The organism is Glaciecola siphonariae (assembly GCF_042652645.1).
Classification (GTDB): Bacteria; Pseudomonadota; Gammaproteobacteria; order Enterobacterales; family Alteromonadaceae; genus Glaciecola; species Glaciecola siphonariae.
Genome location: NZ_JBHSGU010000005.1, coordinates 416547 through 438926, shown reverse-complemented (window position 1 = coordinate 438926; position 22380 = coordinate 416547). Strand labels below are relative to the sequence as shown.

Annotated in this window: 20 protein-coding genes; 8 read left to right on the top strand and 12 right to left on the bottom strand. The window is 47.3% G+C overall.

The genetic code is table 11. The features are described from left to right. Nucleotides 1-2: 2 nt before the first annotated feature. From ACFO4O_RS13085 to lptM, 6 genes are all read right to left on the bottom strand, one after another. Complete coding sequence (locus tag ACFO4O_RS13085; RefSeq protein WP_382409232.1) at nucleotides 3-740, bottom strand: HAD-IA family hydrolase; 738 nt, start codon at nucleotides 738-740, stop codon at nucleotides 3-5. After that, complete coding sequence (locus tag ACFO4O_RS13080; RefSeq protein ID WP_382409604.1) at nucleotides 737-1678, bottom strand: tyrosine recombinase XerC; 942 nt, start codon at nucleotides 1676-1678, stop codon at nucleotides 737-739. Before ACFO4O_RS13080 ends, ACFO4O_RS13085 begins: the two co-directional genes overlap by 4 nt. 9 nt (nucleotides 1679-1687) lie before the next feature. After that, the gene (locus ACFO4O_RS13075) at nucleotides 1688-2404 is read right to left on the bottom strand and encodes a DUF484 family protein (protein WP_382409230.1); all 717 of its coding nucleotides are present in this window, start codon (nucleotides 2402-2404) and stop codon (nucleotides 1688-1690) included. Further along, entirely contained in the window at nucleotides 2401-3228 is an 828-nt protein-coding gene (dapF, locus tag ACFO4O_RS13070; protein WP_382409602.1) for a diaminopimelate epimerase, read from the bottom strand. The genes ACFO4O_RS13075 and dapF overlap by 4 nt, the downstream gene beginning before the upstream one ends. Nucleotides 3229-3299: 71 nt before the next feature. After that, nucleotides 3300-4544 (bottom strand): diaminopimelate decarboxylase, encoded by a 1245-nt coding sequence (gene lysA, locus ACFO4O_RS13065; RefSeq protein ID WP_382409228.1) that lies wholly within the window; start codon nucleotides 4542-4544, stop codon nucleotides 3300-3302. A 2-nt stretch (nucleotides 4545-4546) separates the two neighbouring features. After that, on the bottom strand, nucleotides 4547-4705 hold the full coding sequence (gene lptM, locus ACFO4O_RS13060) for an LPS translocon maturation chaperone LptM (RefSeq protein ID WP_382409226.1): 159 nt from the start codon (nucleotides 4703-4705) through the stop codon (nucleotides 4547-4549). 153 nt (nucleotides 4706-4858) lie between these two features. Here lptM and rraA point away from each other — a divergent pair, with 153 nt between their 5' ends. Continuing rightward, on the top strand, nucleotides 4859-5347 hold the full coding sequence (gene rraA / locus ACFO4O_RS13055) for a ribonuclease E activity regulator RraA (RefSeq protein WP_382409224.1): 489 nt from the start codon (nucleotides 4859-4861) through the stop codon (nucleotides 5345-5347). 11 nt (nucleotides 5348-5358) lie between these two features. Here rraA and ACFO4O_RS13050 read toward each other — a convergent pair whose 3' ends face one another. From ACFO4O_RS13050 to mpl, 3 genes are all read right to left on the bottom strand, one after another. Beyond that, on the bottom strand, nucleotides 5359-6141 hold the full coding sequence (locus ACFO4O_RS13050) for a S1/P1 nuclease (protein WP_382409222.1): 783 nt from the start codon (nucleotides 6139-6141) through the stop codon (nucleotides 5359-5361). A gap of 278 nt (nucleotides 6142-6419) precedes the next feature. Next, nucleotides 6420-7049, bottom strand: a complete 630-nt coding sequence (locus ACFO4O_RS13045; RefSeq protein ID WP_382409220.1) for a flavin prenyltransferase UbiX — start codon at nucleotides 7047-7049, stop codon at nucleotides 6420-6422. Then, the gene (mpl, locus tag ACFO4O_RS13040; RefSeq protein WP_382409218.1) at nucleotides 7042-8409 is read right to left on the bottom strand and encodes a UDP-N-acetylmuramate:L-alanyl-gamma-D-glutamyl-meso-diaminopimelate ligase; all 1368 of its coding nucleotides are present in this window, start codon (nucleotides 8407-8409) and stop codon (nucleotides 7042-7044) included. The genes ACFO4O_RS13045 and mpl overlap by 8 nt, the downstream gene beginning before the upstream one ends. 410 nt (nucleotides 8410-8819) lie before the next feature. On the opposite strand from mpl, the gene ACFO4O_RS13035 reads away from it, so the two are divergent. From ACFO4O_RS13035 to ACFO4O_RS13020, 4 genes are all read left to right on the top strand, one after another. Beyond that, nucleotides 8820-9791 (top strand): class 1 fructose-bisphosphatase, encoded by a 972-nt coding sequence (locus ACFO4O_RS13035; RefSeq protein WP_382409216.1) that lies wholly within the window; start codon nucleotides 8820-8822, stop codon nucleotides 9789-9791. 141 nt (nucleotides 9792-9932) lie between these two features. Next, complete coding sequence (gene ppa / locus ACFO4O_RS13030) at nucleotides 9933-10469, top strand: inorganic diphosphatase (protein WP_382409214.1); 537 nt, start codon at nucleotides 9933-9935, stop codon at nucleotides 10467-10469. Between the two features lie 148 nt (nucleotides 10470-10617). Then, nucleotides 10618-11106, top strand: coding sequence for a DUF3299 domain-containing protein (locus ACFO4O_RS13025; protein WP_382409212.1), 489 nt, complete (start codon nucleotides 10618-10620; stop codon nucleotides 11104-11106). Between the two features lie 16 nt (nucleotides 11107-11122). Next, entirely contained in the window at nucleotides 11123-12796 is a 1674-nt protein-coding gene (locus ACFO4O_RS13020) for a methyl-accepting chemotaxis protein (protein WP_382409210.1), read from the top strand. A gap of 54 nt (nucleotides 12797-12850) precedes the next feature. Here the strand turns inward: ACFO4O_RS13020 and ACFO4O_RS13015 are convergent, their stop codons facing one another. The 3 genes from ACFO4O_RS13015 to uvrA all read right to left on the bottom strand — a co-directional run bounded on the left by ACFO4O_RS13015 (nucleotide 12851) and on the right by uvrA (nucleotide 18999). After that, a complete protein-coding gene (locus ACFO4O_RS13015) occupies nucleotides 12851-15607 on the bottom strand; it encodes a Kelch repeat-containing protein (protein WP_382409208.1) in 2757 nt (918 codons plus the stop codon). 137 nt (nucleotides 15608-15744) lie between these two features. Further along, nucleotides 15745-16140, bottom strand: a complete 396-nt coding sequence (locus ACFO4O_RS13010; protein WP_382409600.1) for an acyl-CoA thioesterase — start codon at nucleotides 16138-16140, stop codon at nucleotides 15745-15747. A 9-nt stretch (nucleotides 16141-16149) separates the two neighbouring features. Next, on the bottom strand, nucleotides 16150-18999 hold the full coding sequence (gene uvrA, locus ACFO4O_RS13005) for an excinuclease ABC subunit UvrA (RefSeq protein ID WP_382409206.1): 2850 nt from the start codon (nucleotides 18997-18999) through the stop codon (nucleotides 16150-16152). A 250-nt stretch (nucleotides 19000-19249) separates the two neighbouring features. On the opposite strand from uvrA, the gene ACFO4O_RS13000 reads away from it, so the two are divergent. Genes ACFO4O_RS13000 through ACFO4O_RS12990 form a run of 3 tightly spaced genes read left to right on the top strand, consistent with a single transcriptional unit; the run spans nucleotide 19250 to nucleotide 22357 of the window. Beyond that, nucleotides 19250-20662 carry an MFS transporter gene (locus ACFO4O_RS13000; protein WP_382409204.1) on the top strand — a complete coding sequence of 471 codons (1413 nt, stop codon included), beginning with the start codon at nucleotides 19250-19252 and terminating at the stop codon, nucleotides 20660-20662. A gap of 13 nt (nucleotides 20663-20675) precedes the next feature. Next, on the top strand, nucleotides 20676-21221 hold the full coding sequence (locus tag ACFO4O_RS12995; protein ID WP_382409202.1) for a single-stranded DNA-binding protein: 546 nt from the start codon (nucleotides 20676-20678) through the stop codon (nucleotides 21219-21221). Between the two features lie 17 nt (nucleotides 21222-21238). Further along, nucleotides 21239-22357 carry a PLP-dependent cysteine synthase family protein gene (locus tag ACFO4O_RS12990; RefSeq protein ID WP_382409200.1) on the top strand — a complete coding sequence of 373 codons (1119 nt, stop codon included), beginning with the start codon at nucleotides 21239-21241 and terminating at the stop codon, nucleotides 22355-22357. The last annotated feature ends 23 nt before the right edge of the window (nucleotides 22358-22380 follow it).

The window sequence follows — 22380 nt, the reverse complement described above, 5'->3', positions numbered from 1 at the left end:
TCTTAGTCCTCCTGTTTTTGTCCCTTAAGTACTTTCTTAAGTTGCGCAATTGATTGCAGCTGCAGATGCGGCAGGGTGCGCACAGTCTCACGACTCAAAACCATGTCGCGGTCATAGGCAAACCATGCTGAGTAATATCCTGCTTGTGTAGCGCCCCAAACGTCTTTTTCTAGGTTGTCGCCCACATGCAATATTTGATTGGGACGCAAATCTAATAGTCTGGCCGCTTCAATAAACATATCAGAATGCGGTTTCATGCGCCGAGATTTGCTTGAATGTAGGACATGCGTAAAGTATTTGGCAATACCAATTTGTTTCACGTTCACGTTGCCATTGGTGATCGCCACAAGCGGTACTCGCTTGGCCAGCTTGCGAAGGGCTTTATGAATAGACTTGTCGACGCTAAAGTCGGAACGTTTGTGGTAAAAGGTATCAAAACACTGGCTAACCGCTTCGGGAATTTTATCGCTAGATACACCGCAGTTTACAAAGGCTTTTGTCAGCGTAAGGGTCCGCAGTTCCCCCATGTCGTGGCGAAGCGCCGGGTCTTCTTCTAGGGCCTGTTTTTTAAAAGCAAGCCAATCTGCCGAATCATAGTGAGCGGCTTGCGGATAATGCTCGGCAATAAATTCGCGCAGATGTTGCTCAGCTTCAACAATATAGGGCCAGTTTGCATAAAACGTGTCGTCTAAATCAAAGGTAATGGCTTTAATAATGCCAAGGGGTTTGTAAACAATCACTTCTTCTTGGCCCTTGGATGTGCCTTGTCATACACATCAGAGAGGTGTTGAAAGTTTAAATGTGTGTAAACCTGAGTAGTCGATAAGTTCGCATGTCCTAACAATTCTTGAACGCCCCTTAAATCATTGCTTGACTCTAATACGTGCGTGGCAAAAGAATGGCGCAGTGTATGTGGGCTTATTTGCTGATAGAGGGTTTGCTGTTTTGCCCAGTGCTCGAGTCTGTTGGCAACTTGGCGATTAGACAAACGCCGCTTTTGCTTAGATAAAAACAGTGCATTGTCATCATCTAGACCGCTGTATTGTGTGCGTAGTTTCAAATACGCACCTAAAGCCTGCGCCGCCTTGCGGCCGACGGGGATCATGCGCTGCTTATTGCCTTTTCCGCTTACGCGCAGCGTTTGCCCCTGTTGTGAATGCTCTTCTATATCGTGTAGGTTGAGGCTTGTAAGTTCCGATAAACGCAGCCCGCATCCGTACATCAGCTCGAGCATTGCTTTATCGCGTAGGCCAATAAAGTCATCGCGCTTAAACTCAAGCAGCATGCCCATTTCGTCTACGTTGAGCTGTTTGGGCAAGGGCTTGTTTTGCTTAACTGAATGAACATTCTTTGCTGGGTTGCTGGCTAAATGCTTTTGCTTAACTAAGAACTGACAAAAATTTCTTAATACGGTGAGCTGCAGGTTAATACTGCGTGCAGACAATCCACGCTGATGCCCTAAATGCAATACCCGTTTACACTGTTCGATGCCTAATTCGCGCCAGTCACTCAGTTCAAGCATGCTGCGAATGCCGAGCAATTGGCGCCGATAATTGTTCACCGTATGTTTGGATAGTTGACGAACAACAGCGCATTCATGAATATAATCTGCAACCCATGGGTCATCATGCTGAGCGTCATCTACAGAAGTGCCGCTTATGGAGGGAGGCACCGGCATCATAAAGCCCTAAAGAAGCTTAGGAAGATGGAAAGAAAGGAAGTCCCGCAGGTAGTTCAGCAGAGTCGTGTCCATGTCGGGGGTAAAATGCAGCGGGTTGGCGCTGGCAATTGCCAGTAAAGCAATGGGCTTGTTTTTTCCTATCGTGGTCAGTGCCACAGATTCTGCCACTTCACCGGGGAACAAGAGCTGCTTTTCATTCAGCCCTAAACGTCCAAAATAGTAGTCGCTGCGATTAAGTTTTTTCTCGACTAAGCCTCTCTGCTGAATCTCAGGCATGAGCTTACTAGCGGGCAACTTATCTACCATAAACGGATAAATGTGGGCATGACTTAAGCCCAAGGATTCACATAACTCTTTGCTCATTAAAGCCTCAAGGCTCTCAAAACTCTCACACTGCACAATCTCATAGTTAAGCTTTGCGTAAGTGGTGTAAATAGTTTCGTTGCGTTTGGCATTGCTGATGAGTTTTTCAAGTTGCTTTTTAAGGCTCTTAATTTTGTCGCGATATTGTTCAGACTGAAGCTGCGTAAGAGACACAACTCCTTTGCTTTGATGGTGCACATGTAGGTCGGCCAATACATCGGGACAGTCTAAGAAAAAGTCAGGATGGGCGCGCAAATACTCTGCTACTGCCTGTGTACTAAGCTCTGTGTGCGTGCTCTTATCTTGGGTGTCGGCGTCGCTGGTTAATTGCTCTTGGGTGCTCACCTGATTGTTGCTCATAAAGGAATTTGTCCATCGTAAATATGTTCTGCGGGGCCGGTCATTTTGAGTACTGAGTCGCCGCCCTGCCATTTAATTGTGAGCTTACCTCCTGGCAACTCCACTTCTACTTCTTGCTTTAGTTTACCTTGGATTTGGCCAACTGCAACTGCCGCACAAGCACCACTGCCGCATGCAAGGGTCTCGCCTGCGCCGCGTTCAAATACGCGTAGACGAATTTTACTGTCGTCAATAATTTGCATAAAGCCAACATTGACCCCTTCAGGGAAGCGTTCGTGTTGACCTAAAAAGCTGCCAATGCCCTGCACATCTGCGGTATCTATGTCGTCTACTTGTAACACGCAATGCGGGTTGCCCATAGAAACAACGCCGCAAAAATGCGTTTTTCCGGCATCGCGAATAATGTAAATGTTCTCTTGTTTATTGGCGGTAAACGGCACTTTTGCTGGTTCGAATATTGGACGTCCCATGTTCACCGTGACCTGATTTTCTTTTTCTAGGTAAAGCACGATGCGGCCCGCTTTGGTGCTAACCACAATTTTATTGCGGTTAATTAATCCGCGCTGTTTTACAAAACGCGCAAAACAGCGAGCGCCGTTTCCGCACTGCGATACTTCGCTACCGTCGGCATTAAAAATCCGATAGTGAAAATCTTGGTCGGGGTCGTATGGAGGTTCGACTAACAGAAGTTGGTCAAAGCCTACGCCAAAATTGCGATTGGCAAGCTGCATAATACGCTCTTTTGAAAAAAACGCATTTTGGGTGACATTATCTACCACCATAAAGTCGTTGCCTAAGCCATGCATTTTAGCAAAGCTAAGCATAGGACGTTTGGTTGGCGTACTGTTAGGTGGCTGGCTCATATTACAACTTCACTGCCTTTATATGTATGCAATTATAATGTGTGCTCGTGCTTCCACAGGTCGCTAAGCACTTCACGTTCGCGCACCACATGCACATTGCTACCGTCAACCATGATTTCAGCTGGACGGCAGCGACTGTTGTAGTTACTCGCCATCACAAATCCGTAAGCGCCGGCGCTTCTTACCACTAGCAAATCGTCGGGCATAATACAAAGCGCTCGGTCTTTGCCAATGAAGTCTCCGGTTTCGCACACCGGGCCAACGACGTCATATATTGCGCTGTTGCCCTCGCGCGGCGTCACCGGCTCAATTTTCTGCCAAGCGCTGTAAAGTGCAGGGCGAATGAGGTCGTTCATGGCAGCATCCACAATGGCAAAGTTTTTTTCTTCGCCTTGCTTTAAAAATTCTACTTTAGTGATCAGTACCCCGGCATTTGCAGCAATCGCTCGTCCGGGCTCTAAAATAAGGGTGAGGTGCTCTCTGCCCTTCATTTTTTCTGCCATCGCCGCCGCGTATTCTTTCGGATGCGGAGGCGTTTCATCGTTGTACTTCACGCCCAAACCACCGCCAACATCTAGATGCTCTATATGAATACCCAATGCCGCTAGCTCGTCGATTAAGCCTAATAAGCGCTGCAAGGCATCTACAAATGGCGCGATGTCGGTTAATTGCGAGCCTATGTGGCAGTCCATACCTTTAATTTCAAGGTGAGAGAGGGCATTGGCCGCAGTATAGGTTTTAATCGCATCTTCGTGGGCAATACCAAATTTATTCGCTTTCAGGCCGGTTGAAATATAAGGATGGGTTTTTGCATCTACATCTGGGTTTATGCGCAGCGAAATAGGCGCCTTTACATTCATCGATTGCGCAACTTCGTTGATGCGCTCGAGTTCTGGAATTGACTCAACATTAAAACACTTAATGCCCTTTTCTAGGGCCAAGCGAATCTCTGTATGTGTTTTGCCTACGCCGGAAAACACCACTTTGGCAGGGTCGCCGCCCGCAGCAATTACTCGCATAAGCTCACCGCCAGACACAATATCGAAGCCAGAGCCAAGTTTTGCGAGTACCGATAGCACGCCTAAATTAGAATTTGCTTTTACGGCATAACAAATTAAATGTTTGTGAGCACTTACCGCGTCGTTAAATGCATGCCAATGGCGCTCTAGTGTTGCACGTGAATAGACATAGCAGGGCGTGCCATGAGAGTGGGCAACGTCGCTAAGCGATACATCTTCAGCGTGCATGGCGCCGTTTTTATATTCAAAAAAGTCCATGTTTACACCCCTTGCTCGTTAGAAACATCGCTCTCGGTTGTGGGTGTTGCTTGGTTTTGTGGCGCAGCTTGTTCGGGTAAGTAGAGTGGTCCTCGTTGACCACAAGCACAAAGCAGCAAGGTTGCCATTGCTGTTAAGGCTAATTTTTGTCGCGTTGTCATGGTGTAAATCAAAGCTAAATCGTAATGAGCTAACCTTGCACTGCAACGCGCTAAAATGCAACTGAAATTGCCGTTAATTCAGGGCTCAAGGTTTACTAAAGTGGTATTTTACACTAGGGTAACCAAGACAGTCCTAACTAGAGTTAAGTCAGCATGGATATTAACACCTCAGAATTGTGCGATGTATACGCCGACAGCATAGACGTAGTCGACCCTATTTTTACCAACTACGGTGGCGCTTTTTCATACGCTGGCGAGGTCACAACTATTAAATGCTTTGAAGACCGTGGCTTAGTAGATAAAGTGTTGGCCACCAACGGCATTGGAAAAGTGCTTGTTATCGACGGTGGTGGCTCCCTTCGACGTGCCTTAATTGACACTGACAATATGCAGCTCGCCGTGGATAATGGCTGGGAAGGTATAGTTTGCTATGGGGCGGTTCGTGATGTCGACTTACTCGACGAATTCGACATTGGCATTCATGCACTCAATGCCATTCCTGTAAGTGCAGAAAGCCGAGAAATAGGCGACTTAGATATTGCGGTTAATTTTGCTGGCGTTACGCTGTTGCCCGAAGATTTTGTTTACGCCGACGGCACAGGCATCATTTTATCGCCTGAACCGCTCGACGTAGAGGCATAATTCCTAAACGCTTATTCGCTTGCGAAGACCTCATTGAGATATGCCGCGATGCGGACGCCGCCCTGCTGAAGTCTCAGCTTAACCATTGGTATGTGGTTGTAAAGGTAGTCCCACGACAAGCGCTCACCCTCTGGGTAAATTTCATCTCGAATGCGGGTGCTCTCTTCTATGTAAATTAATGGGTCGGTGGTCATCCATTCTTCTGCTTGCTGCTCGCTTATTTTGCTTCCTAGCCACTGACTCCACTCGGTAAACGATAAGCCTCGGCGATCAATTAGCCCTGAATCCCACACGCGATGCAGGTTAGAGTCATCGCCAAAAAACTGTACCTTCACATCATTTCCGCCGCGGTCCGTGCCGTTTCCTGCGTGCAGAGGTTGATGCAAGTCACCAATAATGTGTATGGCAAAGCGCAAAGCCAGCTGCTTATCGGCCATGCTTGCTTTGGGGTCTTTTAAGGTTTTGGTAAAGTCGGTCAGTGCGCTATACGAGTCGCCTTGCTCAGGCGCGCCAACTTCTACATAGTTTTTACCCTCAGGTACGGTTACATAATGGAAGGGACCTGCTACTTTTTGCCAGAAATGATCAGGATTTGAGCGCATTTCATCGGCATAAGTAGAGGCCTCTGCGACGCTTTCATTGGGTAATATACGTGCAATTGCGGCTTTCGCGTCATCAGTTAGATACTGCTCGGCAATTGCACCGGTAACGCGATGACCTGTTTGGCCCCATGCGTAGGCGTAATTTGCGGTGCCGATAGCGCAGAGTGCTGCGAATAAAATGCGTTTTTTCATGGTTTTATCCTAATCAAAGCTAAAAAGTAGAGTGACTGTATATTTGTGGAAAGGATGCTTTGGCTGTTGTTGTGCCGTGCAATCTCGAAATGGATTGATTTGCAGAGGGGCCGCGTTTGAAAACGTCGAAATCATGGATGATTTCGCCGAGCGCCCATGGATGGGTTCACAGCGTTTTTCAAACGCGGCCCCTCTGTAAGTCAATTAAATGCAGATGCACAACAGCAGCCAAAGCATCCTTTACACAAACTCCACCAATAAAATAAACATTGGCTTAGTTATTTATTTTTCGCGCCCCTGTTTTGATCATAACCCCAACGGGCCACTAGGCCTTGTTCAAGGCCGATATGGTCGAGGATGCGCGCAACGACAAAGTCGACCAAGTCGTCAATTGTCTTTGGATTATGATAAAAACCCGGTGCCGCTGGCATGATGGTGACCCCAAGGTTAGATAAGGTCAGCATGTTCTGTAGATGTAAGCTCGATAGCGGCATTTCTCTGGGCACTAATATGAGCTGGCCCTTCTCTTTAATGACAACGTCAGCAGCTCGCTCTATTAAATTGTCGCACGCACCTACCGCTAAAGAAGACAATGTACCGGTTGAGCAAGGGCAAATAATCATTTGTTTGGGCGCCGCAGAGCCAGATGCTACTGGTGAAAACCATTCTTGCTTTGAGCACACGGTGATTTGTTCTTCGCTTCCGCCTGCATATTCGGCAAAAAACTTTGCCATTTGCTCGCTTTGCCCGGGTATTTGCATATTTTCTTCAGTGGCAAATACTACTTTGGCTGCTGACGACATTAGCAAAAATACATGGTAGTCGGCTTTTATAAGCATGCTTAAAAGCTTTAAAGCGTATGGCGCGCCTGAAGCACCCGTAATGGCTAGTGTGATAGACTTACGCATGTTTTTCTGCCAAGGCATTAAGCAGCTTCTTATGGATAGAGTCAAAGCCGCCGTTGCTCATAATAAGCACGTGGTCTCCGGGTTTTAGTTTGGTCATAAGTTGCGCCACAATTTGCTCCGCGTTTTTATATAGATACACCGGCACTTTACTGTTTTGTACCAGTTCTTGTAATGACCAAGTCAGTTGGCTTGGCTCTAAAAGATGCACCTCATCGGCCACTTGCCAAGACTGAGAAAGTTGATTCTTGTGAACACCCATACGCATGGTGTTTGACCTTGGTTCTAATACTGCGATAATTTTTTGATTCCCTACCTTGTTACGCAAGCCGTCAATGGTGGTTTTAATCGCGGTGGGGTGATGGGCAAAATCGTCGTAAACCGTTACGCCGTTAACTACGCCTTTAATTTCCATGCGCCGTTTTACATTTTTAAATGTGCCTAGTGCGCTTATGGCATCGGGTAAGCTTACGCCAGCGTGATGCGCCGCGCCAATTGCCATGAGGGCGTTGTGCATATTATGCTCGCCAATGAGATCCCACTGCACCTCGCCAGCCGTTTTGCCCTCATGAATAACGGTGAAGTTAGAACAGTCAGATTTGAGGGGCTTGGCTTGCCATGTTGCTTTTTGTGCATTACCGATAAATTGCTTTTGACTCCAACAGCCCATTTCAAGTACCGATTCCATATTAGCCTCGGCTGCTGTGGCGAGCACTAATCCGTTTGAGGGCACGGTGCGCACTAAATGATGAAACTGTTTTTTGATGGCGTCTAAATCATCAAATATATCGGCATGGTCAAACTCTAAATTATTCAGTACAAGGGTGCGTGGGCGGTAGTGCACAAATTTAGAACGCTTGTCAAAAAATGCACTATCGTATTCATCTGCTTCAATCACAAAGTATGGTGTTTTACCAATGCGGGCAGAGATGCCAAAATTTTCAGGCACGCCACCAATCAAAAAGCCTGGTTCAAGCCCTGTAGCTTCCAATATCCAAGCTAGCATACTGGTAGTGCTGGTTTTGCCGTGAGTCCCCGCCACTGCGAGTACCCAACGGTCTTTTAGCAAATGGTCAAGCAGCCATTGCGGGCCACTGGTATAGGCGAGGTTGCGGTCGAGCACATATTCAACGGCCGGATTACCGCGGGCCATGGCGTTACCAATAATTACAATGTCGGGCTCTGGGTCAAACTGGCTAACGTCGTAACCCTCAGACAGGGCAATTCCCAACTCTTCTAGCTGCGTGCTCATGGGAGGGTAAACGTTACGGTCGGAGCCTGTGACGGTGTAGCCCAAACTTTTTGCAATGGCAGCAATGCCGCCCATAAAGGTGCCACAAATTCCTAAAATATGTACGTGCATAGGCGTATTCTTCTTGTTGTCAGCTTTAGCAAATAAGCAATAGTGCAAGTGTATCAGAACTCATAGACAAGCCGTATCTATGATTTTTAGTCAAGCTCAGCTCTGGCTAAGAAACATCGCCCAGCGCTTATAACGCAGTGAATCACCTTTTTAACACCACCGGATGTTAAAATTGGAAATAGTAATAAAAATCAATTGTTTGCAGTGTTTCTTATTCAGAGCTGAGCTTATTTAGGATATTTTCAATTTGAATTATGAAAATTAAGATTCAGCAGTTGAGCTATTTATTAAGATGGTTACAATAAAGAGGCTTGCATACGTATGTAATTACTGCTCGTTTATGTACCATCTCATTCTTATTTTGCGACTCAGGTCTGCGCAAACAACTCAACAAAGGAAGCTTGTTTTTAATGAAACGCCTCAACTCCCAACTGCAACAAGACGGTGCGCCGTTAGAATTAATTCTACTTATTCGTACCCTTTTAGCGGGCTGTAAAGAAATTTCGTTCCGCGTAAGTCAAGGCGCATTGGCAGGCGTGTTAGGTTCAACCTTGAGTGAAAACGTACAGGGCGAAACGCAAAAAAAATTGGACGTGATTTCGAATCAAATTTTAAAAGACACCCTAAGAGACTCAGGTTACGTAAAAGCGATTTCTTCTGAAGAAGAAGAAGACGTTGTGCCATGTAGCGCAGACGGCAACTATCTAGTAAGTTTTGACCCTTTGGACGGCTCGTCAAATACCGAAATCAACAGTTTGATTGGTACTATCTTTTCGATTGCGCACGCTCCTCAATGGATGAAGCCTGACGACCCGTCTGCATTTTTACAACCCGGTACGCAAATGGTGGCTGCGGGTTATGTGCTTTATGGTCCTTCAACCATGCTGGCCATGACTACCGGTCGCGGCACGCACTTATATACTTTAGACAAAACGCACGGCGGCTTTCTGCTGACTCAAGCTAACGTAAAAATTCCAGAGCAAACCAGTGAATTTGCCATTAACACGTCTAATCAGCGTCATTGGGAAGCGCCCATTCAGCAATACGTTGCAGACCTTATTGCTGGTGCAGACGGACCACGAAAGAAAGATTACAACATGCGCTGGGTGGCGGCGATGGTGGGTGATATTCATCGAGTGCTGTGTCGAGGCGGTATTTTCATGTATCCCTTTGACAAGCGTAATCCTAAAATTCCGGGAAAGCTGCGCTTGTTATATGAGGCAAATCCAATGGCGTTTTTGATTGAGCAAGCAGGCGGCCTAGCCTCTACTGGCGAAGGCCGTATTATGGAAGTGATGCCCAGTGAAATTCATCAACGCGTGCCGACCTTGCTCGGTTCAAAAGAAGAGGTAGAAAGCTGCTTGGAGTATTACGTTAAGTGATACTTAGTTAAGCCGCCAGTTGCGATAATAGTGAGTAAAATTCGGCCCTCCATGCTTAATAAGCCTTTATAGCGCTGGCAATATTCACTATACTTGCAACATTGCTTTATCTTATTAATACCACTTAGTGAAGGAACCAACATGAGTTTAAATGACGTGCCTGCGGGCAGCAACTTGCCTGATGAAGTTTACGTGATCATCGAAATACCGGCCTTTTCATCACCTATTAAGTACGAAGTTGATAAAGACACCGGCGCCTTGTTTGTAGACCGCTTTATGGGCACCTGCATGCAGTACCCACTCAACTACGGCTATGTAAATAACACCTTGTCTGACGATGGTGACCCAGTAGACGTATTGGTTATGACGCCACATCCTTTATTGGCAGGCTCAGTCATTAAATGTCGCCCTGTTGGTGTGCTTAATATGACCGACGAATCTGGTCAAGACGCAAAAGTAATCGCTGTACCCGTAGCTAAGCTTTCTCAATCGTATAACGATATTCAAGATATCGGTGACGTACCGCAGCTCATTAAAGACCAAGTTGAGCATTTCTTTTCTCATTACAAAGACCTTGAGAAAGGAAAATGGGTAAAAATCGACGGCTGGGATGGTATTGAAGGTGCTAAAGCAGAAATTGTGTCGAGTGCTCAGCGCTACCAAAAAGACGCCGATTAATCTTAATTAGCGTTTTTTGCGGCACGACTGTCACGTATGTAATGTCACCAAAGCTAAACACTACTCAAGATTAGATGAAAGCTCGCATTGCGGGCTTTTCTTTTATACAAACATACCCGATTTATGCAAAGCAAAGCAGGAGATGAACATGTTAAACCCAAAAGTTATTGGGACAGTTTTATTTTTCGTGTTTTTTATACCCTCATTAGGTGCCAATTTCGCTTTGGCTAACGAGCCTAAAGAAGTGTATTGGGAAGACCTAGTGCCCAAAGGTTTTGTGGTGCCGCCAGTGCCGATGGATCACAATGGCAACATGACGCAAGCCCAGCCTAATGCGCCTTTAGTTGAAGAATTGAACCAAAAGCTGGTGAAAATTCCGGGCTTCGTTGTACCCCTCGAAGGTGACGCCGATGCGATTACTGAATTTCTGCTTGTGCCGTACTTTGGTGCTTGCGTGCATGTACCGCCTCCACCATCAAATCAAATAGTTTATGTAATATTTTCTGAAGGCGTGCCGATAGATAATCTATACGATGCCATCTGGGTGACAGGAACCTTGTCAACCGAGGGGTGGCAGGGAGATATCGCGTCAGTAGGATATCGACTATCAGGTATGTCAGTGGAGGCCTTCGAGTAAGGATAGCGTTCATGACATGCTTAAATTAAACACCTTAGATTCTTTAAGTGGGTATGTTATGAATGTTTTCACAAGCTTTTTAGCCCGTTTGTCCATAGCGCAAAAGCTTTTTGCTATTCCGGGCATGGCTATACTTAGCTTTGTTGTATTTGTTGGTTTTACGGCAAGTACGGCCAGCACTAATGTAAAGCTACTAGAAGACGCACGCGAGCTTCAATTCCCAGCTTTACTAGCATCTCGCAATGCTTTGGTGAACATGGAAAATGTAAAATCGAGCTTGAGCGCGGCAGTTACCACCGGCGATGAAGAATCGCTCACAAAAGCAAAGGCCGAAGCTAATACCACGATTGAGAACCTTGAGGCGATTAGAACGCTCGATCAAAATTTAGCTAACGACGTAGCGCCCATCCTCAGTGATTTTGCTCGTTATTTTGACGTAGCCTACGGGGTAAGTGAGTCGATGGTAAACAACACCGCCGACTTCTCTAAGCTCGCTGACCTAACCCAAGAAATGAACGACTATTTTGACGCGGCAACCGGCGCGTTAACCAAATTTAGCCAGAGCCAATTAGAAGAATTTGAAGCCGCCATTGAAACCTCTAACGTCGCGGCAAAGCGCCTGAGCCAAGTAGGCATATTTATGGGCCTGATTACTGCAATTGTGCTGCTTGCCGTAGCCATTCCAATTGTGCGTAACCTTCGCTCTAGCATACTCAATGTTGTTAACTCGTTAAAAGACATCGCCCAAGAAGACGGCGACTTAACGGTACGCATTCGCACCGCTAACAAAGACGAAATTGGTGATTTGGTGCATTGGTTTAACCAGTTTGTTGAAAAGCTACAAAACGTAGTGCGCGATATAGGCAACGCTAGCCAGCCGCTTGCTGCCCTAGCCGACAACCTAAATCAGGTATCCACTAACGCTCGCACGACTATTTCGGCACAGCAAATGTCGGCGGCTGATGCAAAAGCTGCGGTAGATGACATGACCACCAGTGTAAATGCGGTGGCGGCAAGTGCAAATGAAGCAGCTCAAGCTGCAACAGAGGCCTCGGGTGCGGCAGATGATGGTCAGCGAGTAGTAAATCAGACCGTATCTAGCATTCAGGTGCTTGCATCACGTGTTGACGAAACCGCCGTAGTGATTAAAAAGCTTGAAGAAGACTCGAATCAGGTTGGCGTGGTGTTAGATGTGATCAAAGGCATCGCGGAACAAACCAATCTACTTGCACTTAATGCGGCAATTGAAGCTGCGCGTGCAGGCGAGCAAGGCCGCGGTTTTGCGGTGGTGGCAGATGAAGTAAGAACCCTTGCCTCTCGTACGCAAAAATCAACCGAAGAAATTCAGACCACCATAGAGCAGTTGCAAACCGCTGCGCGCTCTGCGGTAACGGTAATGGCCAAAGGTACAGAGCAAGCTTCATTGAGTGTAGATGAAGCAAACAAAGCCGGTAGCAGTTTAGGTGCAATTACCCAGACAATTAGCCGCATTACCTTGATGAACGACCAAATTGCGAAGTCTACCGGTGAACAACAAACCGTGGCTCAGTCGATTAGTCATAACGTAGATGAAATTAATAACCGAACCGAGGATACTGCCTCAAGCTCCGAAAAACTGACTCACGTTAGCCACGAGTTAGAGCAGCTGTCGGAAGACTTTAGCCGCATCATGCGCCAGTTTAAATACTAGCGAGCGGTTAAAACAAGAGCGTATTTAGCGCCTACTATGTTGAATAAACGCCTGCTATGCAGGCGTTTTTCGTTCTAGTACCAGTACCGTATCTTTTTGTGCAAAATCACTGGGCACATTTATTTTCAACATTCCTTCACCGCTGTGTTCTACCTCAGCACTATGCATACGTGCTCCGCTGATAGGGTCTAGCCAGGTTACATCGTAAAGGCCTGCCGCTAGCGGCAGTTCAGCGCTGCTCATGGGTAAAAAGTAAATGATATCCACTGTGTCACTTTGCATGTGATACAGCCCCTGACCGTCGGTAAGTGGTTTGAGGCTGCTAAGGGCTTGCTCGTTAAAAAAGTCGGCAGCAATTTTTGTTTGTTTCCATAAATTTTCGCGCTGACGAAAGTCTTCTGATGATAAGTCGTTGTGCGGCTGGTGAGCACCAAAATACCATTCTACGCCCGTTGCTCCGGCCATTAATGCACCCCATAACGCGTGCCGGCGCAAACTGTCGTGAGTGGGGTCGTCTGCATCTACTTTAGCCCCAGTGTGCCACATGCCAATTTCATCCATGGTGATTGCCCAGCCGTCATTATTGCTTACACCATTGTTAACTGACGCGCGTCGCCATTTCATAATCTCACTGAATACCGTTTCTCGATTGTCGACTTGAAACGACATCCCGTCGAAGGCACTTGCATAAAGCGGCGGTAAAATGGTGTCTTTATCGCTCGCGCTAGGCAGGGTGTGTAAAAAGATAGGATTATTATGAGGGTCGTTTTGGGCAAAGTATGCTGCCATTGCAATACGCTGCTCGTCGTTTTGGCCTTTAGGTGACCATTCAGCAGGCCCGTTCTCTTCTCCCAAGTTCCAAACCAAGCCGTTATGGTAGCCAAAGCGCGCGATCAGTTCGCGATAATAAAGCTGGCGCAGGCGCTCAGTATTGCCCCCATCAAGCAAGAGTTCGTTTTCAGTCTCTTGGGTTACCACATGCAGCATGATGCCGCGAGCCTGCAAATGACTGAATATCACGTCCCACTGCGCTAATTTGCTTACGTCAAAGCGTTCAAACTCTTCATGTGAAGTGTAGGGCCACACATCTGCGCCATCGCCGTTAATGTTCATGGTTAAAAAATACTGAGATTGCATACCCATGTCGGCCATGTAATTAATAGCACCAATAATGCCTTTACCTTTGTTTTGCTGCCATGTTGGGTCGCCCGCTTTCCAGTCTTGTACGTGGGCTGTAAATTCGTGAATAAAGTCTGGAGCTTTTGCTTCGCCATCGCGCGCTTGTTGAGCCGCACGGTATGTGCCATCAACCTCATTATAAGCCAAAAAGTTTTCTGGACTGTTGGCGCCTGCTTTTATCCAGTAACGTTGGGTGTGAGGAAAGAAGAAATAACCGTTTTTCACACTGAGCTGGCCATTTTGTGCAAAAAAGCCATCGTTGGGACGTACTTTGCCTACGGTAAATGTACCGTTTGCCTGCGCTATAGGACTCATCGCCGTAAGGCTTTCCTCGCTTGCAAATACAACATCCTCACCCTCATACAGCGCTGCACTATATTCCCACTCGCCGGTGCGCTGGGGCGTAAATTTACTGCGCCATATGTTGCCTGCTTTTGCGCTAGTGTTCGCGGCGTTACCGTCACCTGCAAAATAGCCTTCAATAACCTTGGTTTGGCCACTGGGATGTGAAAATGTAACGCGCATTAAATACTGCGTGAAAGGATTAACGCTGTCGGTTTCAGACACCTCTGGCCCGACTATATCGAGGGTAAACGCTTGGCCAAAACTAATTGCCGAATTTGCCGTGTTCGCTAAGTCAAAATCGTTTAGGTTTAAATACTCCATAGTAGTAAGTTCAGGCTCTCCGCCGGCTTTGCCGCTTCCCGACACGGTATAAATTTTATTATCTATAATGGCAACACCCGAGCCATGACGACCCTCTTGCATAGGCTCTGCGTTTTGCCAGCTTAAGGTGCTAGTATCAAAAATGCTGACCTCGTTGTGCGCAAGGGTCTGTGCGCTAGATTCTCCGCCCAGCACCATAATATGTTTGCCAATTGCACTGGCCATGTTTCCCGCTCTGGGCACGGCTAAGTTACTTGAGGCGGGCAGAGTGCTCCACGTGTGCGTGTTAAAATCGTAAACATCAAGCTGTGCTTGCGTCAGCGACATGCCCTCGCCAGTGGCATGAGAAGTCTGTCTACCAGCAATTGCATAGAGCTTATGGCCAACCACAACTGCTTGAAAATGATCGCGAGCAGTCGGTGCATCAGGCAGAGTTTGCCAATGTCCGGTTTGTGGGTTGTATTTATCAAACCAAGGCACGCTGCCGCCCATGTGCCCGTTGGTTAGGCCGCCGAGCAAATATAATTCGTCTTGATACACGACCAGACCGGCCGCACCGCGTTGACGTGATTCTGGTATTTTATGAGACGCAATGAGCGTTTGCGTGTCTGGGTTGTACGTGAGTACCTCGCTAACGGCAGTTTCTTCTGGCCAAGGACCGGTAAGTGCGCCAATGATATAAATCAGTCCATCATGGCTGACCGCTTGAAAGTGATGCAGCTCTTGCGCTGGGGTAAGTTGTTGTTTCCAGCTGTGCGCTTCGCTGTCGTATACCTCAATAGGACGCTCGCCGCGACCGCCAAGTAAGACCATGGTGTTGTTGTGTGCAACTAAACCTGCTTCATGACGCACGCTGTGGTTACTTTCGCTGAGCTGCCATTCATTTGCAGATTTATCAGAACAAGCGCTTAAACACACTGCGCTGACCAACATCAATATAAAACGTGCTTGCTTTAGCCGAGGCATTATCTATCTCCCAAATAGCCTAAAAACACACCCTAGGGGTGTTAACATTTGGTTAACAGATTACTGCATCTTATGCGTTTCGGATAGGAAGATTTACGCGCCTCGGAGGTAAAAAGCGGCGCGTAATTTAGTGCTCGTTAGGCCTCAACAAATAACTCATTAAGTTTAGCGCGAGCGTCATCGCCAATGGCGGCCGAGCGCTGGGTTTGATAGTCAAAATGCACCAAAGTGGTGGTGCCCTTTGCTTTGAGCTCTTCGCTTTGCCAGAGTTCTTGATAAACCACAAAGGAGCTATTGCCAATGCGCGATATTCCGGTTTTAACCGTAACCTCGGCGTCCATAAAAATTTGCTGCAAAAAATCAACGTTGTAATTGGCCAGTATGAGCGGCCAATTGTCTAAATCTAAGGTGGGCGTAAATATTTTAAAAATAGGAAAACGAGCGGCTTCAAACCAGCCTACCAATACCGTATTACTCACGTGTTTTAAGGCATCGGTTTCGTAAAAGCGCACGGCAAAGGTTTCGGTTAGCATGCTCATGTCCTATTTACTCTTTAGATTTTTTGTTTTTGGCAACATAGGCTTTAAAAAATGCCCAGTATGCGATGCCGTAACTTGAGCCACATCTTCGGGCGTGCCTTGTGCAATAATTTGTCCGCCACCAGAGCCGCCCTCCGGACCTAAGTCAATGACCCAATCGGCTGTTTTGATAACGTCGAGGTTATGCTCAATTACCACCACGGTGTTGCCATGGTCTCTCAAGCGATGCAATACGGCTAAGAGCTGTTTAATATCGTGAAAATGAAGACCTGTTGTGGGCTCATCAAGAATATACAAAGTTTGGCCCGTATCGCGTTTAGACAACTCCTTGGCCAGCTTTACCCGCTGTGCCTCACCGCCCGATAGCGTGGTCGCAGACTGGCCTAAGCGAATATACGACAAGCCTACATCCATCAAGGTTTGCAGTTTTCGACTAATCGCTGGGATCGCATCAAAGAAGTCGCGAGCGTCTTCTACCGTCATTTCTAGCACTTCGTGTATGTTTTTGTTTTTAAACCTTATTTCCAGTGTTTCGCGGTTGTAGCGCTTGCCGGCGCACAGGTCGCATGGCACGTATACGTCGGGTAAAAAGTGCATTTCTACTTTTATCACGCCATCGCCCTGACAAGCCTCACAGCGCCCGCCTTTTACGTTAAAACTAAAGCGTCCGGGCTTGTAGCCGCGAGAGCGAGCCTCTTGAGTGCCTGAAAATATCTCGCGTATTGGCGTAAATATACCGGCATAAGTGGCAGGATTTGAACGCGGCGTTCGGCCAATGGGGCTTTGGTCAATATCAACCACCTTATCGAGGTTTTCCAAACCCGTGCAGCTCTTGTACGGCGATGGCTCATTTACCGTCGCACGATTAAGCTCGCGCTGGGCAATGCGATAAAACGTGTCGTTGATTAAGGTTGATTTACCCGAACCCGATACCCCTGTTACGCAGGTCATCAATCCGGTAGGAATGGCTAAATCGACCGACTGTAAGTTATTTCCGGTCGCGCCGAGCATTTTGACCCATTTGCGCCCTTTAGTGGGAGTGCGTTTTTCGGGTACGTCAATGCCTTCTGTGCCGGCTAAGTAGCGGCCCGTTAAAGACGCTTCGCAGTTTTTAATGTCGTCTAATGAACCTTGGGCAATAATTTCACCGCCGTGTACGCCCGCACCCGGCCCGATATCAACAATATAATCGGCCTCGCGGATAGCGTCTTCGTCGTGCTCAACCACAATCACAGTATTACCCAAATCTCTCAGGTGACGCAGCGTTTTAAGTAAGCGCTCATTATCACGCTGATGCAGGCCAATGCTGGGTTCATCCAACACATACATGACACCCACCAAGCCGGCACCAATCTGACTCGCTAAGCGAATGCGCTGAGCTTCACCGCCCGACAGGGTGTCGGCGCTGCGTTCCATCGACAAATAATTAAGGCCTACGTTAACTAAAAACTGCAGGCGGTCGTTTATTTCTTTTAGGATCTTGTCGGCAATGGCGGCTTTTTGTCCGCTTAAATCGAGATTGGCAAAAAAGTCTAGCGCCTCTGATATTGAGCGACGCGTAATGCTAGGTAAATTGGTGCCGTTTATAAATACATTGCGCGCCTCTAAACGCAATCTTGTTCCGGAGCAGGCGCTGCAGTGTTGGTGCGACATGTATTTGCCCAGCTCTTCGCGCACCGTGTTTGATTCGGTTTCGCGGTAGCGGCGCTCCATATTCGGAATAATGCCTTCAAATGGATGCTTACGCTCCATAATATCGCCGCGCTCGTTGATATATCTAAATTTGATTGAGGTGCCTTTTGAGCCATTTAGCACAATGTCTTTCGCGCTATCGTCTAACTCGTTAAACGGCGTTTTTAAATCAAAGCTGTAGTGTTCTGCCACCGACATCAGCATTTGGTAATAATAGTAGCTGCGTTTATCCCAACCCCGTATTGCGCCGCCGGTTAGGCTAAGCTCTTCGTTGCTTACCACCCGATGTGGGTCAAAGAATTGTCGTGTCCCAAGGCCGTCGCAGGTTTGGCACGCTCCTGCCGGGTTATTAAACGAGAAAATACGTGGTTCAAGTTCGCTTATGCTGTATCCGCAGTGCGGACAGGCAAAATTGGCTGAAAACACAATCTCTTCTTTTGATGGCTCGTCCATAAAGGCAACTTTCGCGTTGCCTCCTGAGAGGTTAAGCGCGGTTTCAAAAGATTCAGATAGTCTAAGCTGGAGGTCGTCGCGCACTTTAAATCGGTCTACTACCACTTCAATGCTGTGTTTTTTGCGTAAATCGAGCTCTGGTGGGTCAGATAAGTCGCATACCTCGCCGTCTATGCGAGCGCGAATAAAGCCTTGGGCAGCCAAACCTTCCAAGGTTTTTATATGCTCACCCTTACGCTCTTGTACTACAGGAGCAAGCAGCATCAATTTGGTGCCCTCAGGCATTTCGAGCACTTTATCAACCATTTGCGTAATGGTTTGCGCATCAAGCGGAACATCGTGGTCAGGGCACTTTGGCGTACCAACACGGGCAAACAACAAACGCAAATAATCGTATATTTCTGTAATGGTGCCTACGGTAGAGCGCGGATTGTGTGAGGTAGATTTTTGCTCAATTGAAATGGCAGGCGAAAGACCTTCAATATGGTCAACGTCGGGCTTTTCCATCATCGACAGAAACTGTCGAGCGTAGGCCGATAGGCTCTCAACGTAGCGGCGCTGTCCTTCTGCGTAGAGCGTGTCAAAAGCCAATGATGATTTGCCTGAGCCAGACAGGCCCGTTATGACCACGAGTTTGTCGCGTGGCAAATCAATGTCGATGTTCTTGAGGTTGTGCGTGCGCGCACCACGAACTTCTATTTTATCCATAGGACCTTATGTTATGCAGCTTATGATTTTCAAGAAAATGACGCGCCCTTGCAGAAACGTCGAAACGTAAATTATGCCACACATTGCGATTAAATGAGCAATTAGTTACGCATCAAACCTTAGGCAGATCAGCAATAATTTGTTACGCCATGGCTTTATGTAATTTTGTGCTAAGGGTCTTAGGTCATAGTCAAGTCAGCGCAAAACAAGTACACTTCGCCCCAATTTAATAATCAGAATTTTAGGTGTGATGTCACAAGATTCACTCAGTAAAAATGAGCTAAGGTCAGCATTTAGTCTTGCATCGGTTTACGTGCTAAGAATGCTTGGCCTGTTCATGGTTATTCCGGTGATAGCGGTCGCGGCAAAAAGCTTTGATGACTATTCTGCGCTCCTAGTGGGATTGGCGGTGGGCGGTTATGGGCTAACGCAGGCTGTTTTACAAATTCCGTTTGGCATGGCTTCAGACCTCTTTGGCCGCAAGCCCATTATTTATTTGGGCTTGGCGCTGTTTTGTATAGGCAGCTTAATTGCTGGCACGGCAGATTCTATGTTGATGCTCACCCTTGGCCGTATTTTGCAGGGGGCAGGCGCTATTGCCGGCGCGGTGATGGCGCTTGCGAGCGATGTTACGCGTGAGTCACAGCGCACTAAAGTCATGGCGATTATTGGTGTCTCAATTGGGTTTTCATTCTACCTAGCCTTGTTGCTTGGCCCTATACTAGCATCAAATATTGGCCTGCAGGGTATATTTTTAGTCACTGCCATGCTGTGTATTGGGTGTTTTCCGCTGGTTAAATGGGGAGTGGATACATCTCACGCACAAGTCAGTCCAAGCGGCGATGCCTTGCCAAAACTCCATCAACTACGCGGACTACTGACTCATTCTGCCCTATGGAAGCTAAATATTTCGGTGCTTCTAGTGCATTTACTCATTACCTGTTTTTTTGTGCAGGTGCCTGTATTTTTAATTAACCTTAATATGCCTTTGGGTGAACACTACAAAGTATATTCGGTGGTGCTCTTGGCCTCGGTGGCGGTACTGGTGGCTATTATGAAGTTAAGCAAAAAGCTACCGGTGAGCACCACCTTTAAAATCGCGCTCTTGTTCATGGGCACTGGGTTCTTTTTGTTAATCACGCAAGTACCCTCGTATTGGATGATTTGTGCAGCAGGCATTTTGTTTTTTGGTGGCTTTAACTTCATGGAAGCAAAAATGCCGGCCATGGTGTCATCGCTTGCGCCAGCCGGGCAAAAAGGCAGCGCGATGGGCATTTATGCAAGCCATCAGTTTTTTGGCGCCTTTTTAGGCGGGCTATTTTCTGGCCTAATGAACAGCTATTTTGACGCGCAAACCAGCTTTATCATGTGCTTGATACTGATATTTGTGTGTAGCTTAATAACACGAGGTTTGGCTAGCACCGAAAGGGTAAAACGCGTTACACTTAGCCTCACAAATTTACATAACGAAGATACAAGCAATGAGCACAATAGCGACTCAAATAGGTTGCTATCGCGCATGACAGAACTGACCAAACAGCTACAAAAATTAGACGGCGTTAAAGACGTTAGCGCTGACCCTACAGAGGGCGCGTTTTATCTAAAGGTAGATGCCAAGCAGTTTAATTTGTCGCAAGCGCAAGCCTTGTTGCAGTCAATTTAAAAAAGGAATAAACATGGCCTCAAGAGGTGTAAATAAAGTCATTTTAGTAGGTAACTTAGGTAACGATCCTGAGGTACGTTATATGCCAAACGGTAACGCCGTGGCTAATTTGAGCCTTGCAACGAGCGAAAGCTGGAAAGATCAGCAGGGTCAGCAGCAAGAGCGCACTGAATGGCATCGGATTACGATGTACCGTCGTTTAGCAGAAATTGCCGGCGAATATTTAAAAAAGGGCTCGCAAATTTATATTGAAGGCAAGCTACAAACCCGCAAGTGGCAAGACCAGCAAGGTAATGACAAGTACACCACCGAAGTAATCGCTGACCAACTGCAAATGTTAGGCGGACGTTCAGAAGGTGGTCAAGGCGGTGGCGGCGGTTACCAGCGTGGCCAGCAAGGCAATCAAGGTGGGCAAAACAACCAAGGCTATCAGCAAATGCCGCAAAACAACGGCGGGCAAGCACCTCAGCAAGGCAAGCCTGGCGGTCAGCAGCCGCAGTCGCAGCCACCAAAGATGTCTGAGCCAGACTTTGATTTTGATGATGATATTCCGTTCTAGCCCGTTCTAAAAACCCAATGAATAAGCCCGCTATTGATATAGGCTTAATTTCTCAAAGCACCTCGTTCGATGCGCTTACAGCGGATCGAACGTGGGTCAACCAAGCGGTGTCGCTCATTCAGGCAGACAGCCACCGCAGCGCCGATACCCATCTCATTAAATTAAACTTATCAGCCTTCCCTGGCATCGATTTTTATCTAAAAGACGAATCTACCCACGTTACTGGCAGTTTAAAACATCGCCTCGCGCGTTCTTTGTTTCTTTATGGTATTTGCAACGGCAATATTCATGAGGGCACCACCATTGTTGAGGCGTCTTCAGGGTCTACCGCGATATCAGAGGCGTATTTTGCGCGCTTACTAGGCCTGCCCTTTATTGCCGTCGTGCCAGAGGGCACATCATCTGAAAAGCTCAATAGCATCCGCCATTATGGCGGTACGATTGCGTTTGCAGAATCCTCGTTACTCTACGAAGAGGCCGAACGCCTTGCAAACGTGCACAATGGACACTACATGGACCAATTTACCTTTGCTGAGCGGGTAACCGACTGGCGAGGCAATAACAACATTGCAGAGAGTTTGTTTGAGCAAATGGCGCTAGAAACACACCCAATTCCTGCATGGGTTGTGGTGGGTGCGGGTACTGGCGGCACGTCGGCCACCATCGGGCGGTTTATTCGATATAAGGCGCAGCATTATGGCAGTTCTCGCCTGTGTGTCGCCGACCCAGAAGGCAGTGTGTTCTATGACGTATTTAATGCTAAACAAACCGGCGCAGAACCTGCCAGCGCAACTAAATCAAATATTGAAGGGGTAGGCAGGCCGCGGCACGAACCCTCGTTTAATCCCCACGTTGTAGATTTGATGTTTAAGGTTAAAGACGAGGCAAGCATTGCCACTGCTTTGTGGCTTGAAAGCCTACTCAATCGTAAATTTGGTGGGTCAACCGGATTAAATGTGTACGCGGCAATTCAGCTTGCCCAGGATATGCACAGCAAAGGTGAGCAGGGCAGTATTGTTACGCTTATTTGCGACGACGGAGCACGCTATCGTGATACCGTTCACAACAGTGCTTGGCGTAGCGACTTAGGGCTAAATGTTGAGCCTATTATTGAGATGTTAAACACGCTGCGCTAGCGAAAATGTAGCTGCATCGCAGC

Coding starts and splice junctions, on each gene's coding strand:
- ACFO4O_RS13080 (WP_382409604.1), bottom strand. CDS start 1,678: ATGCCGGTGCCTCCCTCCATAAGCGGCACTTCTGTAGATGACGCTCAG.
- ACFO4O_RS13075 (WP_382409230.1), bottom strand. CDS start 2,404: ATGAGCAACAATCAGGTGAGCACCCAAGAGCAATTAACCAGCGACGCC.
- dapF (WP_382409602.1), bottom strand. CDS start 3,228: ATGCTTAGCTTTGCTAAAATGCATGGCTTAGGCAACGACTTTATGGTG.
- lysA (WP_382409228.1), bottom strand. CDS start 4,544: ATGGACTTTTTTGAATATAAAAACGGCGCCATGCACGCTGAAGATGTA.
- lptM (WP_382409226.1), bottom strand. CDS start 4,705: ATGACAACGCGACAAAAATTAGCCTTAACAGCAATGGCAACCTTGCTG.
- rraA (WP_382409224.1), top strand. CDS start 4,859: ATGGATATTAACACCTCAGAATTGTGCGATGTATACGCCGACAGCATA.
- ACFO4O_RS13050 (WP_382409222.1), bottom strand. CDS start 6,141: ATGAAAAAACGCATTTTATTCGCAGCACTCTGCGCTATCGGCACCGCA.
- ACFO4O_RS13045 (WP_382409220.1), bottom strand. CDS start 7,049: ATGCGTAAGTCTATCACACTAGCCATTACGGGTGCTTCAGGCGCGCCA.
- mpl (WP_382409218.1), bottom strand. CDS start 8,409: ATGCACGTACATATTTTAGGAATTTGTGGCACCTTTATGGGCGGCATT.
- ACFO4O_RS13035 (WP_382409216.1), top strand. CDS start 8,820: ATGAAACGCCTCAACTCCCAACTGCAACAAGACGGTGCGCCGTTAGAA.
- ppa (WP_382409214.1), top strand. CDS start 9,933: ATGAGTTTAAATGACGTGCCTGCGGGCAGCAACTTGCCTGATGAAGTT.
- ACFO4O_RS13025 (WP_382409212.1), top strand. CDS start 10,618: ATGTTAAACCCAAAAGTTATTGGGACAGTTTTATTTTTCGTGTTTTTT.
- ACFO4O_RS13020 (WP_382409210.1), top strand. CDS start 11,123: ATGCTTAAATTAAACACCTTAGATTCTTTAAGTGGGTATGTTATGAAT.
- ACFO4O_RS13015 (WP_382409208.1), bottom strand. CDS start 15,607: ATGCCTCGGCTAAAGCAAGCACGTTTTATATTGATGTTGGTCAGCGCA.
- ACFO4O_RS13010 (WP_382409600.1), bottom strand. CDS start 16,140: ATGCTAACCGAAACCTTTGCCGTGCGCTTTTACGAAACCGATGCCTTA.
- uvrA (WP_382409206.1), bottom strand. CDS start 18,999: ATGGATAAAATAGAAGTTCGTGGTGCGCGCACGCACAACCTCAAGAAC.
- ACFO4O_RS13000 (WP_382409204.1), top strand. CDS start 19,250: ATGTCACAAGATTCACTCAGTAAAAATGAGCTAAGGTCAGCATTTAGT.
- ACFO4O_RS12995 (WP_382409202.1), top strand. CDS start 20,676: ATGGCCTCAAGAGGTGTAAATAAAGTCATTTTAGTAGGTAACTTAGGT.
- ACFO4O_RS12990 (WP_382409200.1), top strand. CDS start 21,239: ATGAATAAGCCCGCTATTGATATAGGCTTAATTTCTCAAAGCACCTCG.